Here is a 17,241-nt window from a genome sequence, read left to right as displayed (position 1 = left end):
TACATATGCCATCCCTCCGTGCTGATATTTGGTATTAATGGGAACTAGGGGTATCCAAATAGAATAGGCTAAATCTTCTGCTTGAATAAAGCTAAAACTAGCTACATCCAGGTGGAAATAAAATCCTCTTTTGTTGGGCGTTAATTCAAATCCCACACTTTCGGTGAAAGTTAATTCATTCTCGATTAATTGTTTGAGAGTGTATTTAAAGTTTTCCTCAGAATAGATCTGGTGGGTGACAGCATTTTCTACACTGTAACCAATTCTGGAAAAATCCCCAGTATAGTATTCAGGAGCTTTGGTTATTTGCTTAGAGTTGTAGGTTAGCTCCCGTAATTTATCTATAGCTTCGCTGGTTAATAGTCTGTTTAGCTTGATAAATCCATTGTCCCAAAAGAATTCTTTCTCAGCTTGGTATAAGGTAATTTTGTTGACTAGTGAAGACATTTTTTTGTTAGGTAATTCATAGCAATTAATACAACCATACGGTGTTAAAAATCTTACTTTTATGATTTAACAAGTGATATCAATCATGGTGTTAGATTCTAAAACTTTGAGATGCCAATTAGTAACTTCTTCTCCTGGTATCAAAATTGGACTCCCTGGGGGAACTTTCTTGATACAGCAACTGCTAATTTTCCCTAATGCTTGCCCAATAGGTAATTTTACTTTCCGGCTAAAGAAAGCATCTTTAGGTAAAGTATTCATTTGAGGGCGACGGCAAAAGTAACTGTCAGGTAAAGTATCTTTTGGTGCTTTTTCCCTCAGAATCGGCACAATGGCTGCTAAGGTTTCTCTCATAAATTGGAAATCTTGTGGATTGTGATGGAAAGAGAAAATTAATAACAATCCCTCCTCACCAGCAAATTCCCCATCAATCCCCCGTTCGTACAACAGCTCTGCTAACTCTTCCCCTGTAGTGCGATCGCTTTTTAAATAGATTTTCAGAGGATCGCTAACTTGGCCATCATACGTTAATACGTTGCCGTAATTATCCAATTGACTACGCAGGCGATCGCATTCCTGAATGGCTTGCCAAAATAACCCTTGACCTTCCTCAGAATACCCCTTCTTAATCGCATCTTCAATACTCAGCATTAACAGGTTACTGCGGGTAGTGGTTTCAAATAAAGGCAAAACCCCCATAGCTTGTTCAACAGTAAACCGAGAGTCAGTGGGTAAATGCAATAAAGCAGTTTGTACCAAACTCCCAGTATATTTATGCATACTATGGGTGACGATATCTGCCTTAAATGCGATCGCCGATTGCCATTGTTCGTCCAGAAAGGGAAAATGACTACCGTGGGCTTCATCTACTGCTAAAGCCAGATCGCGTACGCGACAGTAATCAGCTATCAATGCCAGATCCACAGTTACACCTTCATAACTCGGATGAGTTAGTAACAAAGCCGATACGCCACTGGTTTCTAATGCGGAAATAACCTCGGAGGTAGTGGGCATCAAAGACACAGAAGGAATAAAATAAGGCTCTAATCCTGCTAAGATGATACCATTAATTGTAGCAATATGACTGTTAAGAGCGATCGCCACTCGTTTGTACTGAGTACCCAATAAAGCACAAGCGGTTAAAACCCCTTGAGTCCCTCCCCCAGTCAGCCAAAACGTATGTTTAGTGCCATACATTTCAGAGAAATGTTTTTCGATGCTCTCAGTGCGAGGGCGAGTGAGAAATGGTGCATCATATTGATAGATTTCTTGACTGAGGCGTACGCTATTTTGAGCAATTCCTTGGTGGGCAGGAGTATAAAGACTCACCTGCACATCCTGATTATGAGATGCGATTAGCTTATAAGTGGAAGATGGTTGATTCATGCCTTACATAAAAATCGGCTGAAGTTGTGGGATCGGGCGAATTGTACTTTCCACTGCAATACCATTACGTAACGCTAATAGCAATCCCGCCGCCTCCATGTAGCTATTGACACGATATATCGGGTTGCCCTGAGTTTCAATTTGCAATCTTTCAGGAGTAATATCGTATTTAGTGGTATTATCTTTAACTAAGATTACCGGCACACCTTGGTCTAAAGATGCTAAGAACGGAATATTTCCCACTGTTGTTTCTGGCATTACCACCGCCGAAACATTCTCTACGGATATCCTGGTTTCCCCTGCTGCTACGGGAGTATCAAACCTTACCGGACGGGGAGAGTTGATTAAACCATTGAGGGGCGAACAAACATAGGCACTGGAAATTAATTCTGCCCCATCCCTAGGGTCTACTAATTTACCAAATCCCGTATGTTCCCACTCCAATAATAAGGGAGCATGGGCAGCAGTAAAGGGATAGAAATTAGTGAGCATGTGGGTCATAATTGCTTCCGCACCACCCCAAGGATTGGGGATAGATTCCCCTCGGTAGTAAGCTTGACGTATTTTATCGTCTACTTCCAAAGTAGTCATTAAAGCCACCGCCCTAGCGGAAGAATTTCCCACCACATCTAGAGCCTTCATCAACTCGTCCATACCTTTAAATTCCCCGGAAGCATTACCATACTGGGAATAGGTACAGGCAGTTTCTACTGGGCCACCCGTTACCACTACAGGGTCGATATTAATTCCCCCCACAGCACGCAAGCCATTGAGCGCATTAATAACATTATTTAAAAATCGCTCATCTTTGGGCTTTTCAATAATTGCTGCAATGTTTTTGCGCTTCTCTGGAATTACGCCAATATTACCCAGTAGTAACTGACAAATCAGATTCCCTTCCAGATAAAGCACATTATCCTGACCGAAATAGATATCCGACGCAGTAACAGCATTGGGATTGGTGACCAGATAGTCACAAGAGGAGGCTAACAGATTGGTACTAGGAGTAGCATCTCCCGCAAAACCACCAATTTCTGCTCTGACTCCGGTGGGAATAATACTAACTGCCACAAACGGTTGGTTAGAAACCCGTTGACGAATATTGATATCTAGTAACGATGACCAAACCTGCTTTCTGTCTGTATCGATAAAGCTGGATTCAAAGGTGAGCGTATCTCCTTCAATCTTGGTTAAAATCAAGCGAATGGGAACACCTGGTAAGGGAAGCGCAGCAATTTTTTGGGAAATTTCTCTCCAAGTGCGCTGTGGGGGAGAGCATTGGATTTCAAAATCTTTGGTATAGACTTGGATCATTCTCTGTATTTACTTATCTAACAACTGATTGAACCAACAGGATGAGTTTTACACTAATCATCGACTGCCTTACGAGTTAACTCAGTCTTCTAATTCCCATTGATTCAGCAAGGGCGAAAACCTAGGGTAATCAATCTTTGATATTTCATATCCTTGCCTCCTAAGTTTTCCCTGGTTGACTGACAAAAGTATCAATTAGGACTGAGGGGGTGACATGAGCCCTTAAAAGCTTACTAGATAATGCTTTGATGCCAGTTTATCTTTGCTAAGATAAACTTGGCAATTGACCCTAGGAATGATGTTCTAGAAGCTAAAACCCTTATAACTACGTCCAAGGTCAGGCCAAACTAGTATGTATCTTTTTGTAACATATCGGCTGAAAGTATTACCCAATAAGGATTTTAGCTTGCATGTCACCCCCTCAGCAATTAGGAACAATCAAATGCAAGCCAGGAGGGGAATAGGAGGGATTGACGCCAGAATGTGGGGAGCCAGCATCCTCAAGATAGATACCACTCATACCCTGAAGATGCTGTGAAAAAAAACTCCCGCCTCTACAAATGCCTTGAATCAATGGATGGGTCAAGGTGATTGGGTGCATTTGGCTCATCTGACCGCTTGTGTATCGATGGAGCGTGGCGCTGGTACATACCGGTAGGTAGTGTGAATCTGACTAAATGGACGGTCTATATGCCGTGCCGGGGTCAATATGCCGCCAGCAAACAACGACGAATCCAGCGCTGGTTGCATAATCCCCGAATCAATGTGCATCGACTCTATGGCAGCTTAATTAAAGCTGATGCAGGCCAATTAGCTTCAACAGGTGATCTATCTGGCATTAGACACCTCCCTATTTTGGGATAAGTATTGTGAGCGTGCGGCTGTGTGTGGTACATCTCGGTCGCGCCAAGCCGCGTGGCGAGCGCGGGTCATGGCTCATGGCAGTGCCAGTGTATCGTTGCTGAGATTATCGGGAGATGATTCAATCAGCTCAGGGGCGCTTACCCCAAGACATCAAGGTGGTGTTACTGGCAGACCGAGGTGCAAGTTCATATCAACGCCAAGGCAGATGTTAACCACTCAATTAGGTTGGCACTATCGGATTGGCCCCGCGAGGGATAGTTGGATTTGGCGGGTCAGAAGTTACCGCATCAATAGTGGAGCCTTTATGGTTGGTAGGCTATGAGTAAAAGGTAACGGTCTTTTGTAATAAGGCTCCACTATTAATCAGGTTTCATCTCCGGGGGGCTTTGGCTGGTGCCAGCTCAAAGATTTCCATGTTCTACGGGGGGAGGCTTTGTGTTTGCATCAGGTGCGATTGCAAAAAAGTGCCAACTATGGTTTGGTGCACGTGATTATTGGCCGTAATAACATCAAGGTCGAGTTTTGGGCAGTAGTCAGTGACGAAAAGACCTGCCTACAAACCAATGCTCTCGTATGGGTTACGCAACGATTATGAAGAGAACTTTTTAGATGACCAGTCCAGTGGCTGGAATCTCCAAAAATCAGAGATTCGAGATGCATCTGCCCTGTCACGATTATGGTTTATCTTGGCGGTAGCAACCCTCTGTCTTGATGCAAAGCGCGAGTGGGGGAAACCCCCTGTTCCCTTGCTGGATCGCTATGTCAGTGCACAAGGGGTGGCAGTGGTAGAGTCAGGTCAACGACGTTGGGTAGACACCCATTGGCGCACGGGGCAATAGCTATTTTCGGATTGGTTGGGACTGGGTCAAAGCCGCTAAGGTCAACGGGTGGACTTTAATTAAACAGGTCCAATTCTCAAGTAATCAAGACCCATCGCCAGCCATGGCATCACGCAAACAATATGAACAACGACTCTATCGGCTGGAATTTCAGATCCAGACTTATCAGTATGCTGTTACATAAGTTTTGTCAGTCAACCAGAAGTTTTCCACTTAGCCATAGTATCGTAAGAATTACTTTTTATCGTATTTATGGTAGAAAAAATGTTAAGTTTTACAACCAACCCAGAGCAGACCGGGCTGTATCCCTTTTTTGATAATGGTTTCGTCAATTTTTATTTCCTGCTGCTGCGAATTTACCCGATCCAAATTTCCCGACTTATGCAAGTATTATATTATATCATATTCAGATAATCAGTTTAAAAAACATAGCTTCCTTTTCGTAGGTAATCTCCCTCCTAATCCCCTGTTCCCTGTTCCCTGTTCCCTGTTCCCTATTACCTACTATTTATAAGTGTTCAACCGAAGATGATATTAATTAATTAAGGCCATTGATTATCGAAGCTATCCTGGCCAGTTCCATAAATTAGATCGCCATAGGTTTGCCAATGGGTTACTTCCTGAACAGATAACTCAGGAGATTGCAAAATCCTGAGATTTTCAACTAATTCAGATTCGGTTTTAGGTGCAGTCAGGACTAAGCGAATCGCTGGTTGGCGCAGTACCATGCGATAACAGTCAGCAGCAGTTGGAGCTGGATTTTTCCAGTCTGTATGTCCTTGCAACAGTGAACCCCAACGAGTGGCAGTAAACGCAACTACTGGAATGTCGGCTTTGAGCGCAGCAGGAAACACCTCTACTTCTGCTTTGCGATGGGCGATGTTGTAACGATGCATCAGCACGTCACAGGACTCCTTTCTCAATAATTGTACTGCTAATTGGCGGTTATGGGTTGTTGCGCCAACATAGCGGATTAATCCTTCAGTTTTCCAGGTATGAATCTGGTTTAAGGCTACTGCCACCTGGTCGAGATCATCTTTAGGGGAGATATATTCTAAAAAGAACACATCTATTGTATCCACATCAAGCAACGAACGAACTTGGTCTAAATATTCGCGCAGTTGGTTAAGATCGCGACTCTTACTGCCCGTGGAAACTACCACTTGATCTCGTTGATCTGCCAGAATAGGCTTTAGTCCTTCTAGGAAACTGGTGTAATTCAGGTTGTAAAAAAAGAAGTAATTTATTCCAGCCTGGTAAGCAATCTCTACACAAGTTGTATCCATTGGGTTTTTAGCTCCCAGACCCAAACTACTGACAGGACTACCACTCAAAGTCTGAATATCCATCGCCATCTATAACCTTTATACTTGTTGTTATAGCAGAAGTCAGAAGTCAGAAGTCAGAAGTCAGAAGTCAAACTCTTGCACTTACTTAGCTTTGAGACTTTTGTCATGTCCTAACTGCCCTGGCGACTGCTATAATGTGTGGGAATTGTAGTTTGAATAGGACTGTTGAAACACCCCCATATATACCAAATATAATGGGTGCATCTGACTTTTGCTGTTTGATCCGGTGGTGCGTTACGGGGCGGGCTGTCCCAACCAGGCGCAAAGAGGCGTAAAATGATGGCTAGCCCTTCCCTAACGCACCCTACGCCAAATAATTTATAAATATGAGATGCACCCGATATAATAGACATCTGAGATGTCTAATTCATAATTCATAATTCATAATTCATAATTCATAATTCATCATTCATCTTTTCCATCAAACACTTAGCAATCCGAGCTGCTGCCCCTGGTTGACCAAGGCGTCGCTGACCATTTTCTGCTATTAGCTGTAACTTATCGGGGTTCTGGAATAACTCTTGGGCTATGGTTGCTACAAATTCTGGTTGCTGTGCTATTACTAACGATGGACCTAACAAGCGAGTTTGGGCTTCGGCAAAAGCAGGGGTATATTGGGGACCAACTCCTGGCATGGCAATGGCTGGTTTTCCTAACCCGACAAATTGCTCTGTGGCTGTGCCTGCCATGGCGATACAGAAATCCCCTTGGAGCAGGCAGAGGTTATAGTCGTTCTGGGTTAAAATCAGTGTGCCATTTTGCTTGGTAAAGACCAAAGCTTGTTTGTCCTTGAGCTGGAGATTGAATGGATGGGATGGCAGGGTGACTTCACTCCAACTATGAGCGACTAAAACCTCCCGTAAAGGATCTTGGCTTAATCCTGGACCAATGGCAGCGAGAAATAAAAGCGATCGCGAAGCAAAACTATCCAGTAACCCTGATGCTGCCAAGATGATTTGATCCCAATTGTGATAAGCTTCCGGTATTCTGGAACCCGGTAGTAAAGTAATGGTTAGGGTACGCTTAGTTTCCTTCAATTCTGCATCTTTGTCATAAACCATGGGTGCTGGATAGTCTGGATAAATCCCATCCATCATCGGATTACCCAGATCAAAAGCTGGGATAGACCACTGCTTTAAGATCTCTGTGGTCAGGGTATCTCTAGGAAAAACCCCTAAGCAACGGCGATTAGACATCAGCCAACGCTCCCAAGGCAAATATACCGAGCCTGACCACCCTTCCCAACGGGGTCGATTGGGTAACCATCCCGATTCATCCCGCAAATAGTATTCGGATTTGGCAGTACCAACAAAGCCATAGGGTAAACCACTCCACCAGGCAAACAACAGTGGTACGATATCGCCTACTGTTAGGATAAAGTCCCCTGATTTAGCCCAACGGCGAATTGCTTTTAATTGAGACCAAATCAATTGCACTAAGCCTCCCTGCACATCACGCCACACTTGCTGTTGGGACATATAGATAAATCCACCCGATGGCATCTGCTCAACGGAGCCGATAATAGGGATATCTAATGGGAGATAAGCCTTTCCTTCCCCAACCAAGGGTAAGGCGGCTAGTTCTGGACAAGTCGAGTAATGTTGCAATTCCTGTAGAATTTGGACAGCAATCACATCCTCTCCATGACCATTGCTCAGGCATAGTAAACGCATGGTTACTCAGGGGTTAATTTACAGCGGTTGCAATTCAGTGAGGTCAAATTTGTGGGTTTTAGGGAGCAGGGGATAGGCAAGAGGCAAGAGGCAAGAGGCAAGAGGCAAGAGGCAAGAGGCAAGAGGCAAGAGGCAAGAGGCAAGAGGGAAAAAATCCTGTGTACCTCATAGCTATAAGAAACGCTATAAAAAAAACGTCCAATGTCTTGATGCAATAGCGAGTGGGGGGAACCCCCGCGTGAAGGCGCTGCATCGCTTAAAACGATTCAGTAATAAGCGCAGCTTATTACACACTATTTTCGTAAAAAAAACGAATTTTATTCATCACTATAATAAATGTTTTTCGGGTTGATTATGTCATCACTAAATGTTGATAAAAATCACCGTAATTAATTAATATATAGTCTTACACAGTTAAAGTCTACCTAAATATTACTGTTCTAAAACTGTATGAGTTTTCCCTGGGTGATCTGACGGTTAAGGGTTGGGGCTTGATAGTTACTTGATAGTTAACTGTTATACTTAAAAGCTGGTTGATTTTTACTTACGTATCTGATATGGCAATGGATATAGACTATCCAGACATTGATATTGCTCCCCTAATCGACCATGCCCTGCTTATTCCCACAGCTACACCAGAGCAGGTGGAAAAATGGTGTCAAGAGGCAGACCAATATAAGTTTGCTACGGTGTGTGTCCCGCCAGTTTACGTTAAACAAGCGGCTAAACTCCTCCACAGTAGAGTACCAAAGGTTTGTACCGTCATTGGTTTTCCCAGTGGTGCTACAACACCCACTGCTAAGCTTTATGAAGCCCAAGAGGCAGTGGAAAATGGAGCGACAGAGCTAGATGTAATGATTCACCTCGGTGCTTTGAAAGTGGGTAAAACAGAGGAACTTTACCAAGAAATTGCCCAAATCTGTGAAGAAACGGGTAAAACTGTCAAAGTAATCTTGGAAACTACTGTGCTGAGTGATACGGAAAAACGTCTTGCTGCGGAAATCTGTATGGATGCTGGGGCGCAATTTATCAAAACCAGCACTGGCTGGAATGGTGGTGCCACAGTTGATGATGTCCGATTGTTGAAAAAAGTGACTAAGGGACAAGTTGGAATCAAGGCATCAGGAGGTATCCGAACCATCGAGCAAGCTTTCGATTTAGTCATTGCTGGAGCAACTAGATTAGGCACCTCCCGTGGTCCTGACTTGCTGCGACAACGGGATAACCTGGAAATTAAGAATTAAGAATTAAAAATTAAGAATTAAAAATTAAGAATTAAAAATTAAAAATTAAAAATTAAGAATTAAACTTAAAAATTAGCAAGTAATAATGACTAATGAGTCAAACCTACAAAGCCACTGGAATTAATCTGAAAAGTATACCGCTGGGGGAAGCGGACAGGTTGGTGACAATTTTAACTAGGGAGTTGGGTCTGATTCGGGTAGTGGCACCAGGGGCAAGGAAGCAGAAATCGAAGTTAGGTGGTAGGAGTGGTTTGTTTGTGGTCAATCAACTACTGCTGGCAAAAGGGCGATCGCTAGATAAAATTATCCAAGCAGAAACTACCGAATCTTACCGAGGATTGAGTCAGGAGCTCAGTAAACTGGCAGCTAGCCAGTATCTGGCAGAATTAGTTCTCTGTCATGCTTTGAGTGAGCAGCCTCAGGAAGAACTCTACGAACTACTTAATGAACATCTACGGCGTCTTGAGCAGTTACCTAAAATTACGGCTAATCCCTCAGGGTTGTCTTTAGTGTTAGCTCATTTGTCCCATGGTGTCTTTCACCTGCTTGCCCTGGCCGGAATTGCACCTCAAGTACAATTGTGTTGTATCACACAACACAGTTTAAGACCAGATTTAACTGACCCGAATTGGCGGGTTGGTTTTAGTGTAGAAGCTGGTGGAACTATTAGTTTAGTCAGTAATCAGTCCAATCGGAACCATTTACCTAATCAAACTATTCCGAATCAAGAACAGACCTTGACTGAAACCATTGACAACCCTGATACTGATGTCATCCTACCCCCTCCTCCACGAGTAAATCATAAGCTGAATGCTCTGGAGTTAACTCTGCTTCAACAACTGGCAGCTGCTGAATTACCTCAGCTGAGTACACTATTAAAAGACCAATTGGGAGGGTGGAAGGCGGCTGAGTCTGTAGATTCACTATGGGTGAAGTTGGAGCGAATTTTAAGAGACTACGCTCAGTATCACTTTGGTCGCTCAATTCGCTCAGCGGCTTTAGTGGATGCGTTGTCGTCTGTTAATTAATACTAATAATGAGTGTCTGTTAATAGTTAATAGGTAATAGTTAATAGGTAATAGGTGATATATAATGGGTAAGAAATAATAGTTAATGGATAATTAAAATCTAATTGTGGTGTTGAACAGCAGCAATAGTAAGGTCTTAAATTATCAATTACCAATTACCAGTTAAGAATTACCAATTACCGATTTAATAATCCATTCATAGTAACAGTATGACGATGGACAAAAGTTGTTATTGGTAAAAAAAAAGCCTATCCAAGAAAAGCCAGAATGCAATCATCGGAGACTGGAAAAAACCAAAAACACTCCCCAGACCCCACGTCTGATTTCACCAAGTCTGATTTGGTGGCAAAACCCTCATCGAGCAGTGATGAGCTAAGCGATCAGGAACTGGATTCATCGCCGGATAAAGGATTTATACCAGTTCTAAAAAATTCCAACTTCTTAGCCCTATGGAGTGGTCAAGTCTTCTCTCAGCTAGCAGACAAGGTTTATCTGGTGTTAATGATTGCCTTGATAACCAGTCGCTTTAAAGACGCTGATCAAACTATCAGTGGCTGGGTATCAGCGATTATGATTGCCTTTACCATCCCAGCAGTTCTATTTGGTTCCTTGGCTGGCGTCTATGTGGATCGGTGGTCAAAAAAAGATGTGCTGGTACTAACCAATCTGTTGCGAGGGGCACTGGTGTTGTTAGTGCCTGGGTTGTTGTCTTTAACTCAAGGCTCGACATCAGTCTCCAATCTGCCACTAGGCTTTTATGTCTTATTAGTGATTACCTTTCTAGTCTCTACCCTGACCCAATTTTTTGCCCCAGCAGAACAAGCGGTAATTCCCTTGATTGTGAAACCGCAGCACCTACTGTCGGCCAACTCTCTATATACTACAACCATGATGGCTTCCTTAATCATTGGTTTTGCTGTGGGTGAACCGTTGTTAGCGTTAGCAGATAGGTTGGGAGCTCAGCTACATTTCGGGGTGTACTTGGGGAAAGAAGTTTTGGTAGGAGGGTCTTATGCGATCGCAGGATTAGTATTGTTGTTACTGAGAACAGGAGAAAATCGGGCAAAGTCTAAGGCTGAGCAACCTCATGTGTGGGCAGACATTGCCGATGGTTTGCGTTACGTACAACACAATCGAAGTGTCCGCAATGCTATGATTCAGCAAGTTATCCTGTTTTCGGTTTTTGCTGCTTTAGCGGTTCTGGCGGTAAGACTCGCGGAAAACCTCCCTGGGATCACAGCTGCCCAGTTTGGCTTCTTGTTAGCAGCCGGTGGGATTGGGATGGGGATTAGTGCAGCAATCCTAGGAAACTGGTTTGATGACACCTCCCATGTCAATTTAAGTCTGTCTGGTTCTGTGGGTATGGGAGTAGCCTTAGTAGGGTTGTCCTTATTCACTAATAATCTCTGGCTGGCTTTACTCATGACTATGGTATTGGGGGGGTTTGGGGCTTTGGTCGGTATCCCGATGCAGACTACCATCCAGGCAGAAACACCAGAAGAGATGCGGGGCAAAGTTTTCGGACTACAAAACAATGCTATTAATATCGCCTTGAGTTTACCTTTAGCCTTAGCGGGGATCGCAGAAACTTGGTTGGGTTTACAACCTGTATTTCTTGGTTTAGCAGCACTTGTGTTCTTAGGTGGGTTCTTAAACTGGTATATTTCCGGTAATAGATTAAATAATTTCAATAAACGTCATAAATAGAGATAGAACTACCAACCGGAATGCATATCGCCTGGCTAGGAAAAAAATCCCCTTTTTGTGGTAATGTCACCTACACTCGAGAAGTGACCAATGCTCTGCTCGACCGGGGCTACCAGGTCAGTTTCCTCCACTTTGCCCAAGAAGAAGAGGACCGAACTTGGTGGGGTTGTCAGGAGGTACCACTGCCTTGCTTGTACAAGTCTCAGATGTATACCATTCCAACCCTAACCGCCAGTAAGGTTTTGAAGCGATCGCTACAGGAGCTCAAACCTGACCTGGTTCATGCTTCCTTAACTTTATCTCCTTTAGACTTCCTGTTACCGGAAATCTGTACCGAACTCAATATACCCTTAGTGGCGACCTTCCATCCGCCCTTTGATGGTAAACGACGCAATTTGCAATCGGGAACCCAATTGCTGACCTATCAAGTTTATGCGCCGTTTCTCGCCCACTACGACCGAGTGATTATCTTTTCTCAACTCCAACGGGATGTCCTAATCCGGGTTGGGGTTCCTGATCACAAGCTAGCAGTGATTCCCAATGGGGTGGATGTCCAGAAATATTCTCCAGGATACTCCCAGTTTACCTCTGAGTTGGCATCCGAGTTCAAAGGGCAACGCCTGTTTGTTTATCAAGGTCGGATTGCTACGGAAAAAAATGTGGAAGCGCTGCTGCGAGCGTGGAAACAATGTAACCTGGGTGAATCCAGTAAGCTAGTGATTGCTGGTGATGGACCGTTATTAGCTTCATTGAAACCATTTTATGGGGAAGAACACAATATCATTTGGCTAGGATTTGTGGCTTCCGAGGAAGAACGGATTGAGATTTTGCGGGCAGCGGATGTGTTTATTTTACCTTCTCTATTGGAAGGGCTGTCCTTATCATTACTCGAAGCCATGGCTTGTGGTGTGGCTTGTGTAGCCACAGATGCTGGAGCTGATGGGGAAGTGTTGGAGGATGGTGCTGGGGTAATTCTCAATACCCATGGGGTGACATCCCAACTAAAAACACTATTGCCCCTATTGCGTGACCACAGAGACTGGACTACTTTGCTTGGTCAGAAAGCTAGGGCAAGGGTTCTAGAGCGCTATACCTTAAGTCGGAATATTACTCAGCTCGAAAGGCTTTATGAAGAGGTTGTACAAATTAGGCTTGTGCAATTGAGTCGTCGTGCTTAGTTTTTTTGTTGTTTGGGAATTTACCCTCATGCTCAGTTGCCCTTATGGTGAAGAGGGTATACAAACTTAATCTACTCCTCAATAACTTACGCACTCAGTCCTGTTTATAACTTAGAACCTACCCATAAGAGCTGAGTATTTCGAGTTTTGAAGGTTTCTTGCTACCCTTTGAGGAATAAGAAAGATATGCTTTACCGAAAAATTTGGGTTTAAAGCCCCGTCCTTCTAGGAGACGAAACCTGTTTATTGTGGAGCCTTATAACAATAGCCTTAACCCTTTTCTGCATAACCTGCCGACCATAAAGGCTCCACTATCTTACGGGAACTTTAACGGACGGCTTTTTTTTTGGAGAATATTTCGAAATTTTTATATTAAATGATGTAGAATAAAATAGAATGTGAGGTCGATACCGATGATTATTCTAGAGTTCAAAGCCTACGGCAAACGAAACCAATATTTAGCTATAGATGAAGCGCTCAGGACAGTAAAATTTATTCGCAATAGTTGCATCCGTTATTGGATGGACAATAAAGGAGTGAATAAATTTGACTTGAACAAATATAGTAAGATTTTAGCTAAACAGTTTCCGTTTGCAAATCAGTTAAACTCTACTGCTCGTCAGTCTAGTGCTGAAAGAGCATGGTCATCAATCGCCCGTTTTTATGAAAATTGTCAAAAAAAGGTACCTGGCAAGAAGGGTTTCCCAAAGTTTCAAAAACATTGCCGCTCGGTCGAATACAAGCAGTCTGGCTGGAAGTTGTCTCCAGACAAAAAATGGATCGTATTCAGCGACAAGAAAGGAATCGGAAAACTCAAGCTCAAGGGTACATGGGACTTGTGGAGATTTGACAAGAAGCAAATCAAGAGGGTTAGGATAGTTCGTCGAGCTGATGGATACTATGTTCAATTCTGCATCCAGGCTGATAATAATGAACAGTTAAAACCTGCTGATGCAACTATTGGCTTAGATGTTGGACTGAAGGATTTTTATACTGACTCTAAGGGAAATACTGAACCTAACCCTAGATTTTATCGAACGGGAGAGAAGAGACTGAAGTTTTATCAGCGACGAGTATCCCGAAAAAAGAAAGGCTCAGCCAATCGTCGAAAAGCCATTAATAGACTAGGCAGGACTCACCTCAAAATAAGTAGGCGGCGTGAAGAGCACGCTAAGAGACTAGCGCGCTGCGTAATCCGGTCTAACGATCTGGTTGCTTACGAAGATTTGAGGATAAAAAATCTGGTCAAAAACCATTGTCTAGCTAAGTCTATTAATGACGCAGGTTGGTATCAATTTAGAAAATGGTTGGAGCATTTTGGTGATAAATTTGGTAGGGTAACTGTCGCAGTCAACCCTGCTTATACTAGCCAAAACTGTTCTAATTGCGGCGAAGTGGTCAAAAAATCATTATCGACTCGAACCCACATCTGTAAGTGTGGATGTCAGTTAGACAGAGATCACAACGCCGCAATCAACATTCTTGAACGAGCTTTGAGTACGGTGGGGCACACCGGAACTCGGATCATAGATCCGAACGCTTGTGGAGAGGAGACCTCTACTGTTCTTGGTTCCGGCCTGGAATAGCAAGTCACCTCGTTGAAGCAAGAATCCCCGTTCTTATAGGAGGGGGAGTGTCAATTGGGTCGTCCCGGGCCAGACAATGATTCGTCTTAGTTGCGAAGCAATTGCTAGATATATCTATAAGGGATAACTTGAGATTTATCCATGAATACCCTTCCAATCAACATTCCTCCTAGCCTCAGAGTTACTGACGAGCAGTTTGAACAACTTGCTAGTGCTAATCGAGACTTACGCTTAGAACGTAGTGCTACAGGAAAATTAATTGTCATGCCACCCACTGGGGGGAATACTGGAAAACGCAACATTGATATAGAAGGACAACTTTGGTTATGGAATCGCCAAACCAAACTGGGGGTTACTTTTAACTCATCTACTGCTTTTCGACTTCCCAATGGGGCAATTCGTTCTCCGGATGCAGCTTGGGTTACTAAAAAACGATGGAATGCATTAACCCCTGAACAACAAGAAACTTTCCCACCCCTTTGTCCTGATTTTGTGCTGGAGTTGCGTTCAAAAAGTGACAATATGGAACCGTTACGTCAAAAAATGCAGGAGTATATTAATAATCAACTGCGTTTGGGTTGGTTAATTGACCCTAATCATAAGACCGTTGAAATTTATCGAATCCATCAACCTGTAGAGGTGTTGAAATCTCCCAGAACATTATCGGGACAAGATGTTTTACCTGGCTTTGTATTAGACTTGGAATTGGTCTGGAATTAGCAGGATTGTAAGCATTCATCTATTACCAATCATCCATTAGCCTTTGACCACCCTAAGCTAAAACCCATTTTACATGCGTTTTAGCTCATTAGTTGGAAAATTTCCTTAGCAGCGCGATCGCATACGCCCACTTCACCCAATAACTGGCGCATTTCCTGATAATCCTTCAGGGTTTCCTGACGCCGTTCTTGATTAAAAAGGAGTTCTAAGGATTCCTGGACAATATTTTCTGGTGTGGCTTGCTCTTGTAACAACTCCGGCACAATGGAACGCATTACTACTAAGTTAGGGGGAGACATGAAGGGAATCGAAAATTTCAAGAAGGTGCGAGCAAGCCAGTAGGTAAAGGGATTAACTCGGTAGAAAACTACCTGGGGCACATCTAGTAGTGCTAGTTCCAAATTCACTGTACCTGACTTGGTAATGGCTAAATCAGCAGCAGCCAAGATTTCCTTAGTTTGACCAGCTACCACCTTAGCCTGTAAACCATAGCGCTGTACTGCTTCTTCAATGGGATGGCGATAGGCTTCTAAAGATAGGGGAATCCAAAATAGTGGTGAATCAGCTTGACCCTTGGAAGGTGGCAAAGTTAATCTTGCTTGACTTTCCTTTAACCCTTCACCCTTCGACTGGCTAACCTGGCGTGTTTGCTTAGTATCCAACAATTGTGACTGTAGCTGCTTGGCTGCTTCGAAGACTACAGGCATGAGATACTTAATTTCTTGTTGTCTAGAGGCAGGTAAAAGTGCGATCGCAGTTTGTTCTGGAGCTATGCCTAAGGTAGCACGAGCCTCCTCCCGGCTTGGGCTAGATTCCATCCGATCTACCAGGGGATGACCTACCCAACTAACTGAAGCTCCCTTTTCCACAAAGTAACGGGCTTCTTCTGGGAAAATTGCCAACATTCTATCAGTCATCTCCACAATCATCCTGGTGTTGCGCTTAGAGATAGACCAAACCCACTCTTGGGGAGCAATATAATAAACTACCGGTACTTGCGGTAGTTCACGCTTGAGAAAACTACCAATACTCAAATTGGGTCCCATGTAGTCAATTAGCACCACTAGGTCAGGGGGCTGCTGCTGGAGATACTGTTTGGCACGACCTTGGACTTTCAGGGTAGGCAGCACAAAGGGTAGAGATTCCAGAATTCCTACAGAACCAATACTGGTGGTATTACCCAACAGCTTCGCACCAGCTTGGGCCATTTGATCACCGCCTAGAGCAACAATCTCTAACTCTAAGCCAGCTCCTGTTCCCTGACGTTTCAATGCTTCAATCAGTAGAGCCCCTTGTAAATCACCAGATACCTCGCCAGTACTGATAAAGATGGTTTTGAGAGTCATGGTTAATGGATCGATAGGGATTAGGAAAATAGGGGAGTAGACAGTAACCAAATCTAAATTACCTGACCACTGAAACATGGTATCAGTGCCCGGCTAGGGTAAACTGTCACACATTTAAATTGTGAATAAATTGTGAATAGGGGCGCTTTGGGGAGATGGGGAGATGGGGAGATGAGGAGATGGGGAGATGAGGAGATGAGGAGATGGGGAGATGAGGAGATGGGGAGATGGTATACCGGCTTTTGCACAAGTGGATTGACCGTAGGTCACGCTACGGGAACGGACATTTAAATCCATATTATAGCGTTTTTAGGACTCATGAGGTACAGACTTCTTTGACGTTGATTCCCTGTTTTAATCCAGCGCATCCCTATTCCCTCTTATCTCTTCCCTGTTCCCTGTTCCCTGTTCCCTGTTCCCTAAAATCTAGAAATTGTGTACCTCACAAGTCGTAGAATTGCTATAGCTTAATCACTAATTATGTAAATTTTTTATACTTAAGTATTTTCTTTTAAAAGATAATTTTTACAATCTTATGGGTTTTTAAAACCTTAAGCTAA

At 43.5% G+C, this 17,241-nt stretch carries 18 protein-coding genes; 12 read left to right on the top strand and 6 right to left on the bottom strand.

The genetic code is table 11. The annotated features are described in order from the left end of the window. From F6K46_RS26170 to F6K46_RS26160, 3 genes are all read right to left on the bottom strand, one after another. Positions 1-447: hypothetical protein (locus F6K46_RS26170; RefSeq protein ID WP_293117495.1), on the bottom strand; the 447-nt coding region annotated here is incomplete at its 3' end. Positions 448-513: 66 nt separating this feature from the next. Further along, positions 514-1,833: a DegT/DnrJ/EryC1/StrS family aminotransferase gene (locus F6K46_RS26165; RefSeq protein ID WP_293053786.1), complete on the bottom strand. Its 1,320-nt coding sequence runs from the start codon at positions 1,831-1,833 to the stop codon at positions 514-516. 3 nt (positions 1,834-1,836) lie between these two features. Further along, positions 1,837-3,147: a DUF3326 domain-containing protein gene (locus tag F6K46_RS26160; RefSeq protein ID WP_293053789.1), complete on the bottom strand. Its 1,311-nt coding sequence runs from the start codon at positions 3,145-3,147 to the stop codon at positions 1,837-1,839. Between the two features lie 352 nt (positions 3,148-3,499). Here F6K46_RS26160 and F6K46_RS26155 point away from each other — a divergent pair, with 352 nt between their 5' ends. The 4 genes from F6K46_RS26155 to F6K46_RS26140 all read left to right on the top strand — a co-directional run bounded on the left by F6K46_RS26155 (position 3,500) and on the right by F6K46_RS26140 (position 4,850). Next, the gene (locus tag F6K46_RS26155; protein ID WP_293053792.1) at positions 3,500-3,685 is read left to right on the top strand and encodes a hypothetical protein; all 186 of its coding nucleotides are present in this window, start codon (positions 3,500-3,502) and stop codon (positions 3,683-3,685) included. A 53-nt stretch (positions 3,686-3,738) separates the two neighbouring features. Further along, positions 3,739-4,011 (top strand): hypothetical protein, encoded by a 273-nt coding sequence (locus F6K46_RS26150; RefSeq protein ID WP_293053795.1) that lies wholly within the window; start codon positions 3,739-3,741, stop codon positions 4,009-4,011. Continuing rightward, positions 3,971-4,333 (top strand): hypothetical protein, encoded by a 363-nt coding sequence (locus F6K46_RS26145; RefSeq protein ID WP_293053798.1) that lies wholly within the window; start codon positions 3,971-3,973, stop codon positions 4,331-4,333. The genes F6K46_RS26150 and F6K46_RS26145 overlap by 41 nt, the downstream gene beginning before the upstream one ends. Before the next feature lie 214 nt (positions 4,334-4,547). Then, positions 4,548-4,850: a hypothetical protein gene (locus F6K46_RS26140; RefSeq protein ID WP_293053801.1), complete on the top strand. Its 303-nt coding sequence runs from the start codon at positions 4,548-4,550 to the stop codon at positions 4,848-4,850. A gap of 542 nt (positions 4,851-5,392) precedes the next feature. Here F6K46_RS26140 and F6K46_RS26135 read toward each other — a convergent pair. Further along, complete coding sequence (locus F6K46_RS26135) at positions 5,393-6,199, bottom strand: aldo/keto reductase (RefSeq protein ID WP_293053804.1); 807 nt, start codon at positions 6,197-6,199, stop codon at positions 5,393-5,395. Between the two features lie 395 nt (positions 6,200-6,594). Beyond that, positions 6,595-7,872 (bottom strand): lipid-A-disaccharide synthase-related protein, encoded by a 1,278-nt coding sequence (locus F6K46_RS26130; protein ID WP_293053807.1) that lies wholly within the window; start codon positions 7,870-7,872, stop codon positions 6,595-6,597. A gap of 563 nt (positions 7,873-8,435) precedes the next feature. Between F6K46_RS26130 and deoC the strand changes: the two genes are divergently transcribed. From deoC to F6K46_RS26100, 6 genes are all read left to right on the top strand, one after another. Beyond that, positions 8,436-9,116, top strand: coding sequence for a deoxyribose-phosphate aldolase (gene deoC / locus F6K46_RS26125; protein ID WP_293053851.1), 681 nt, complete (start codon positions 8,436-8,438; stop codon positions 9,114-9,116). A 92-nt stretch (positions 9,117-9,208) separates the two neighbouring features. After that, positions 9,209-10,144, top strand: a complete 936-nt coding sequence (gene recO / locus F6K46_RS26120; RefSeq protein WP_293046900.1) for a DNA repair protein RecO — start codon at positions 9,209-9,211, stop codon at positions 10,142-10,144. 267 nt (positions 10,145-10,411) lie between these two features. Further along, entirely contained in the window at positions 10,412-11,851 is a 1,440-nt protein-coding gene (locus tag F6K46_RS26115) for an MFS transporter (protein ID WP_293025200.1), read from the top strand. Positions 11,852-11,871: 20 nt separating this feature from the next. Then, positions 11,872-13,029: a glycosyltransferase family 4 protein gene (locus F6K46_RS26110; RefSeq protein WP_293053810.1), complete on the top strand. Its 1,158-nt coding sequence runs from the start codon at positions 11,872-11,874 to the stop codon at positions 13,027-13,029. A 413-nt stretch (positions 13,030-13,442) separates the two neighbouring features. After that, positions 13,443-14,615: a transposase gene (locus F6K46_RS26105; RefSeq protein WP_293025204.1), complete on the top strand. Its 1,173-nt coding sequence runs from the start codon at positions 13,443-13,445 to the stop codon at positions 14,613-14,615. A 141-nt stretch (positions 14,616-14,756) separates the two neighbouring features. After that, positions 14,757-15,335, top strand: coding sequence for a Uma2 family endonuclease (locus F6K46_RS26100; RefSeq protein ID WP_293053813.1), 579 nt, complete (start codon positions 14,757-14,759; stop codon positions 15,333-15,335). Between the two features lie 80 nt (positions 15,336-15,415). On the opposite strand, the gene lpxB is transcribed toward F6K46_RS26100, so the two are convergent. Next, complete coding sequence (gene lpxB / locus F6K46_RS26095) at positions 15,416-16,681, bottom strand: lipid-A-disaccharide synthase (RefSeq protein ID WP_293053855.1); 1,266 nt, start codon at positions 16,679-16,681, stop codon at positions 15,416-15,418. Positions 16,682-16,813: 132 nt separating this feature from the next. Between lpxB and F6K46_RS26090 the strand changes: the two genes are divergently transcribed. After that, positions 16,814-16,972, top strand: coding sequence for a hypothetical protein (locus F6K46_RS26090; RefSeq protein WP_158069783.1), 159 nt, complete (start codon positions 16,814-16,816; stop codon positions 16,970-16,972). Continuing rightward, the gene (locus F6K46_RS26085) at positions 16,909-17,136 is read left to right on the top strand and encodes a hypothetical protein (protein ID WP_293053816.1); all 228 of its coding nucleotides are present in this window, start codon (positions 16,909-16,911) and stop codon (positions 17,134-17,136) included. Before F6K46_RS26090 ends, F6K46_RS26085 begins: the two co-directional genes overlap by 64 nt. Positions 17,137-17,241 lie beyond the last annotated feature (105 nt).

This window comes from Moorena sp. SIO3E8, from assembly GCF_010692445.1.
In the GTDB taxonomy this organism is placed as follows: domain Bacteria; phylum Cyanobacteriota; class Cyanobacteriia; order Cyanobacteriales; family Coleofasciculaceae; genus Moorena; species Moorena bouillonii.
Note: the sequence above shows the minus strand (reverse complement) of the source record. Positions and strands in the feature narration are given on the sequence as shown.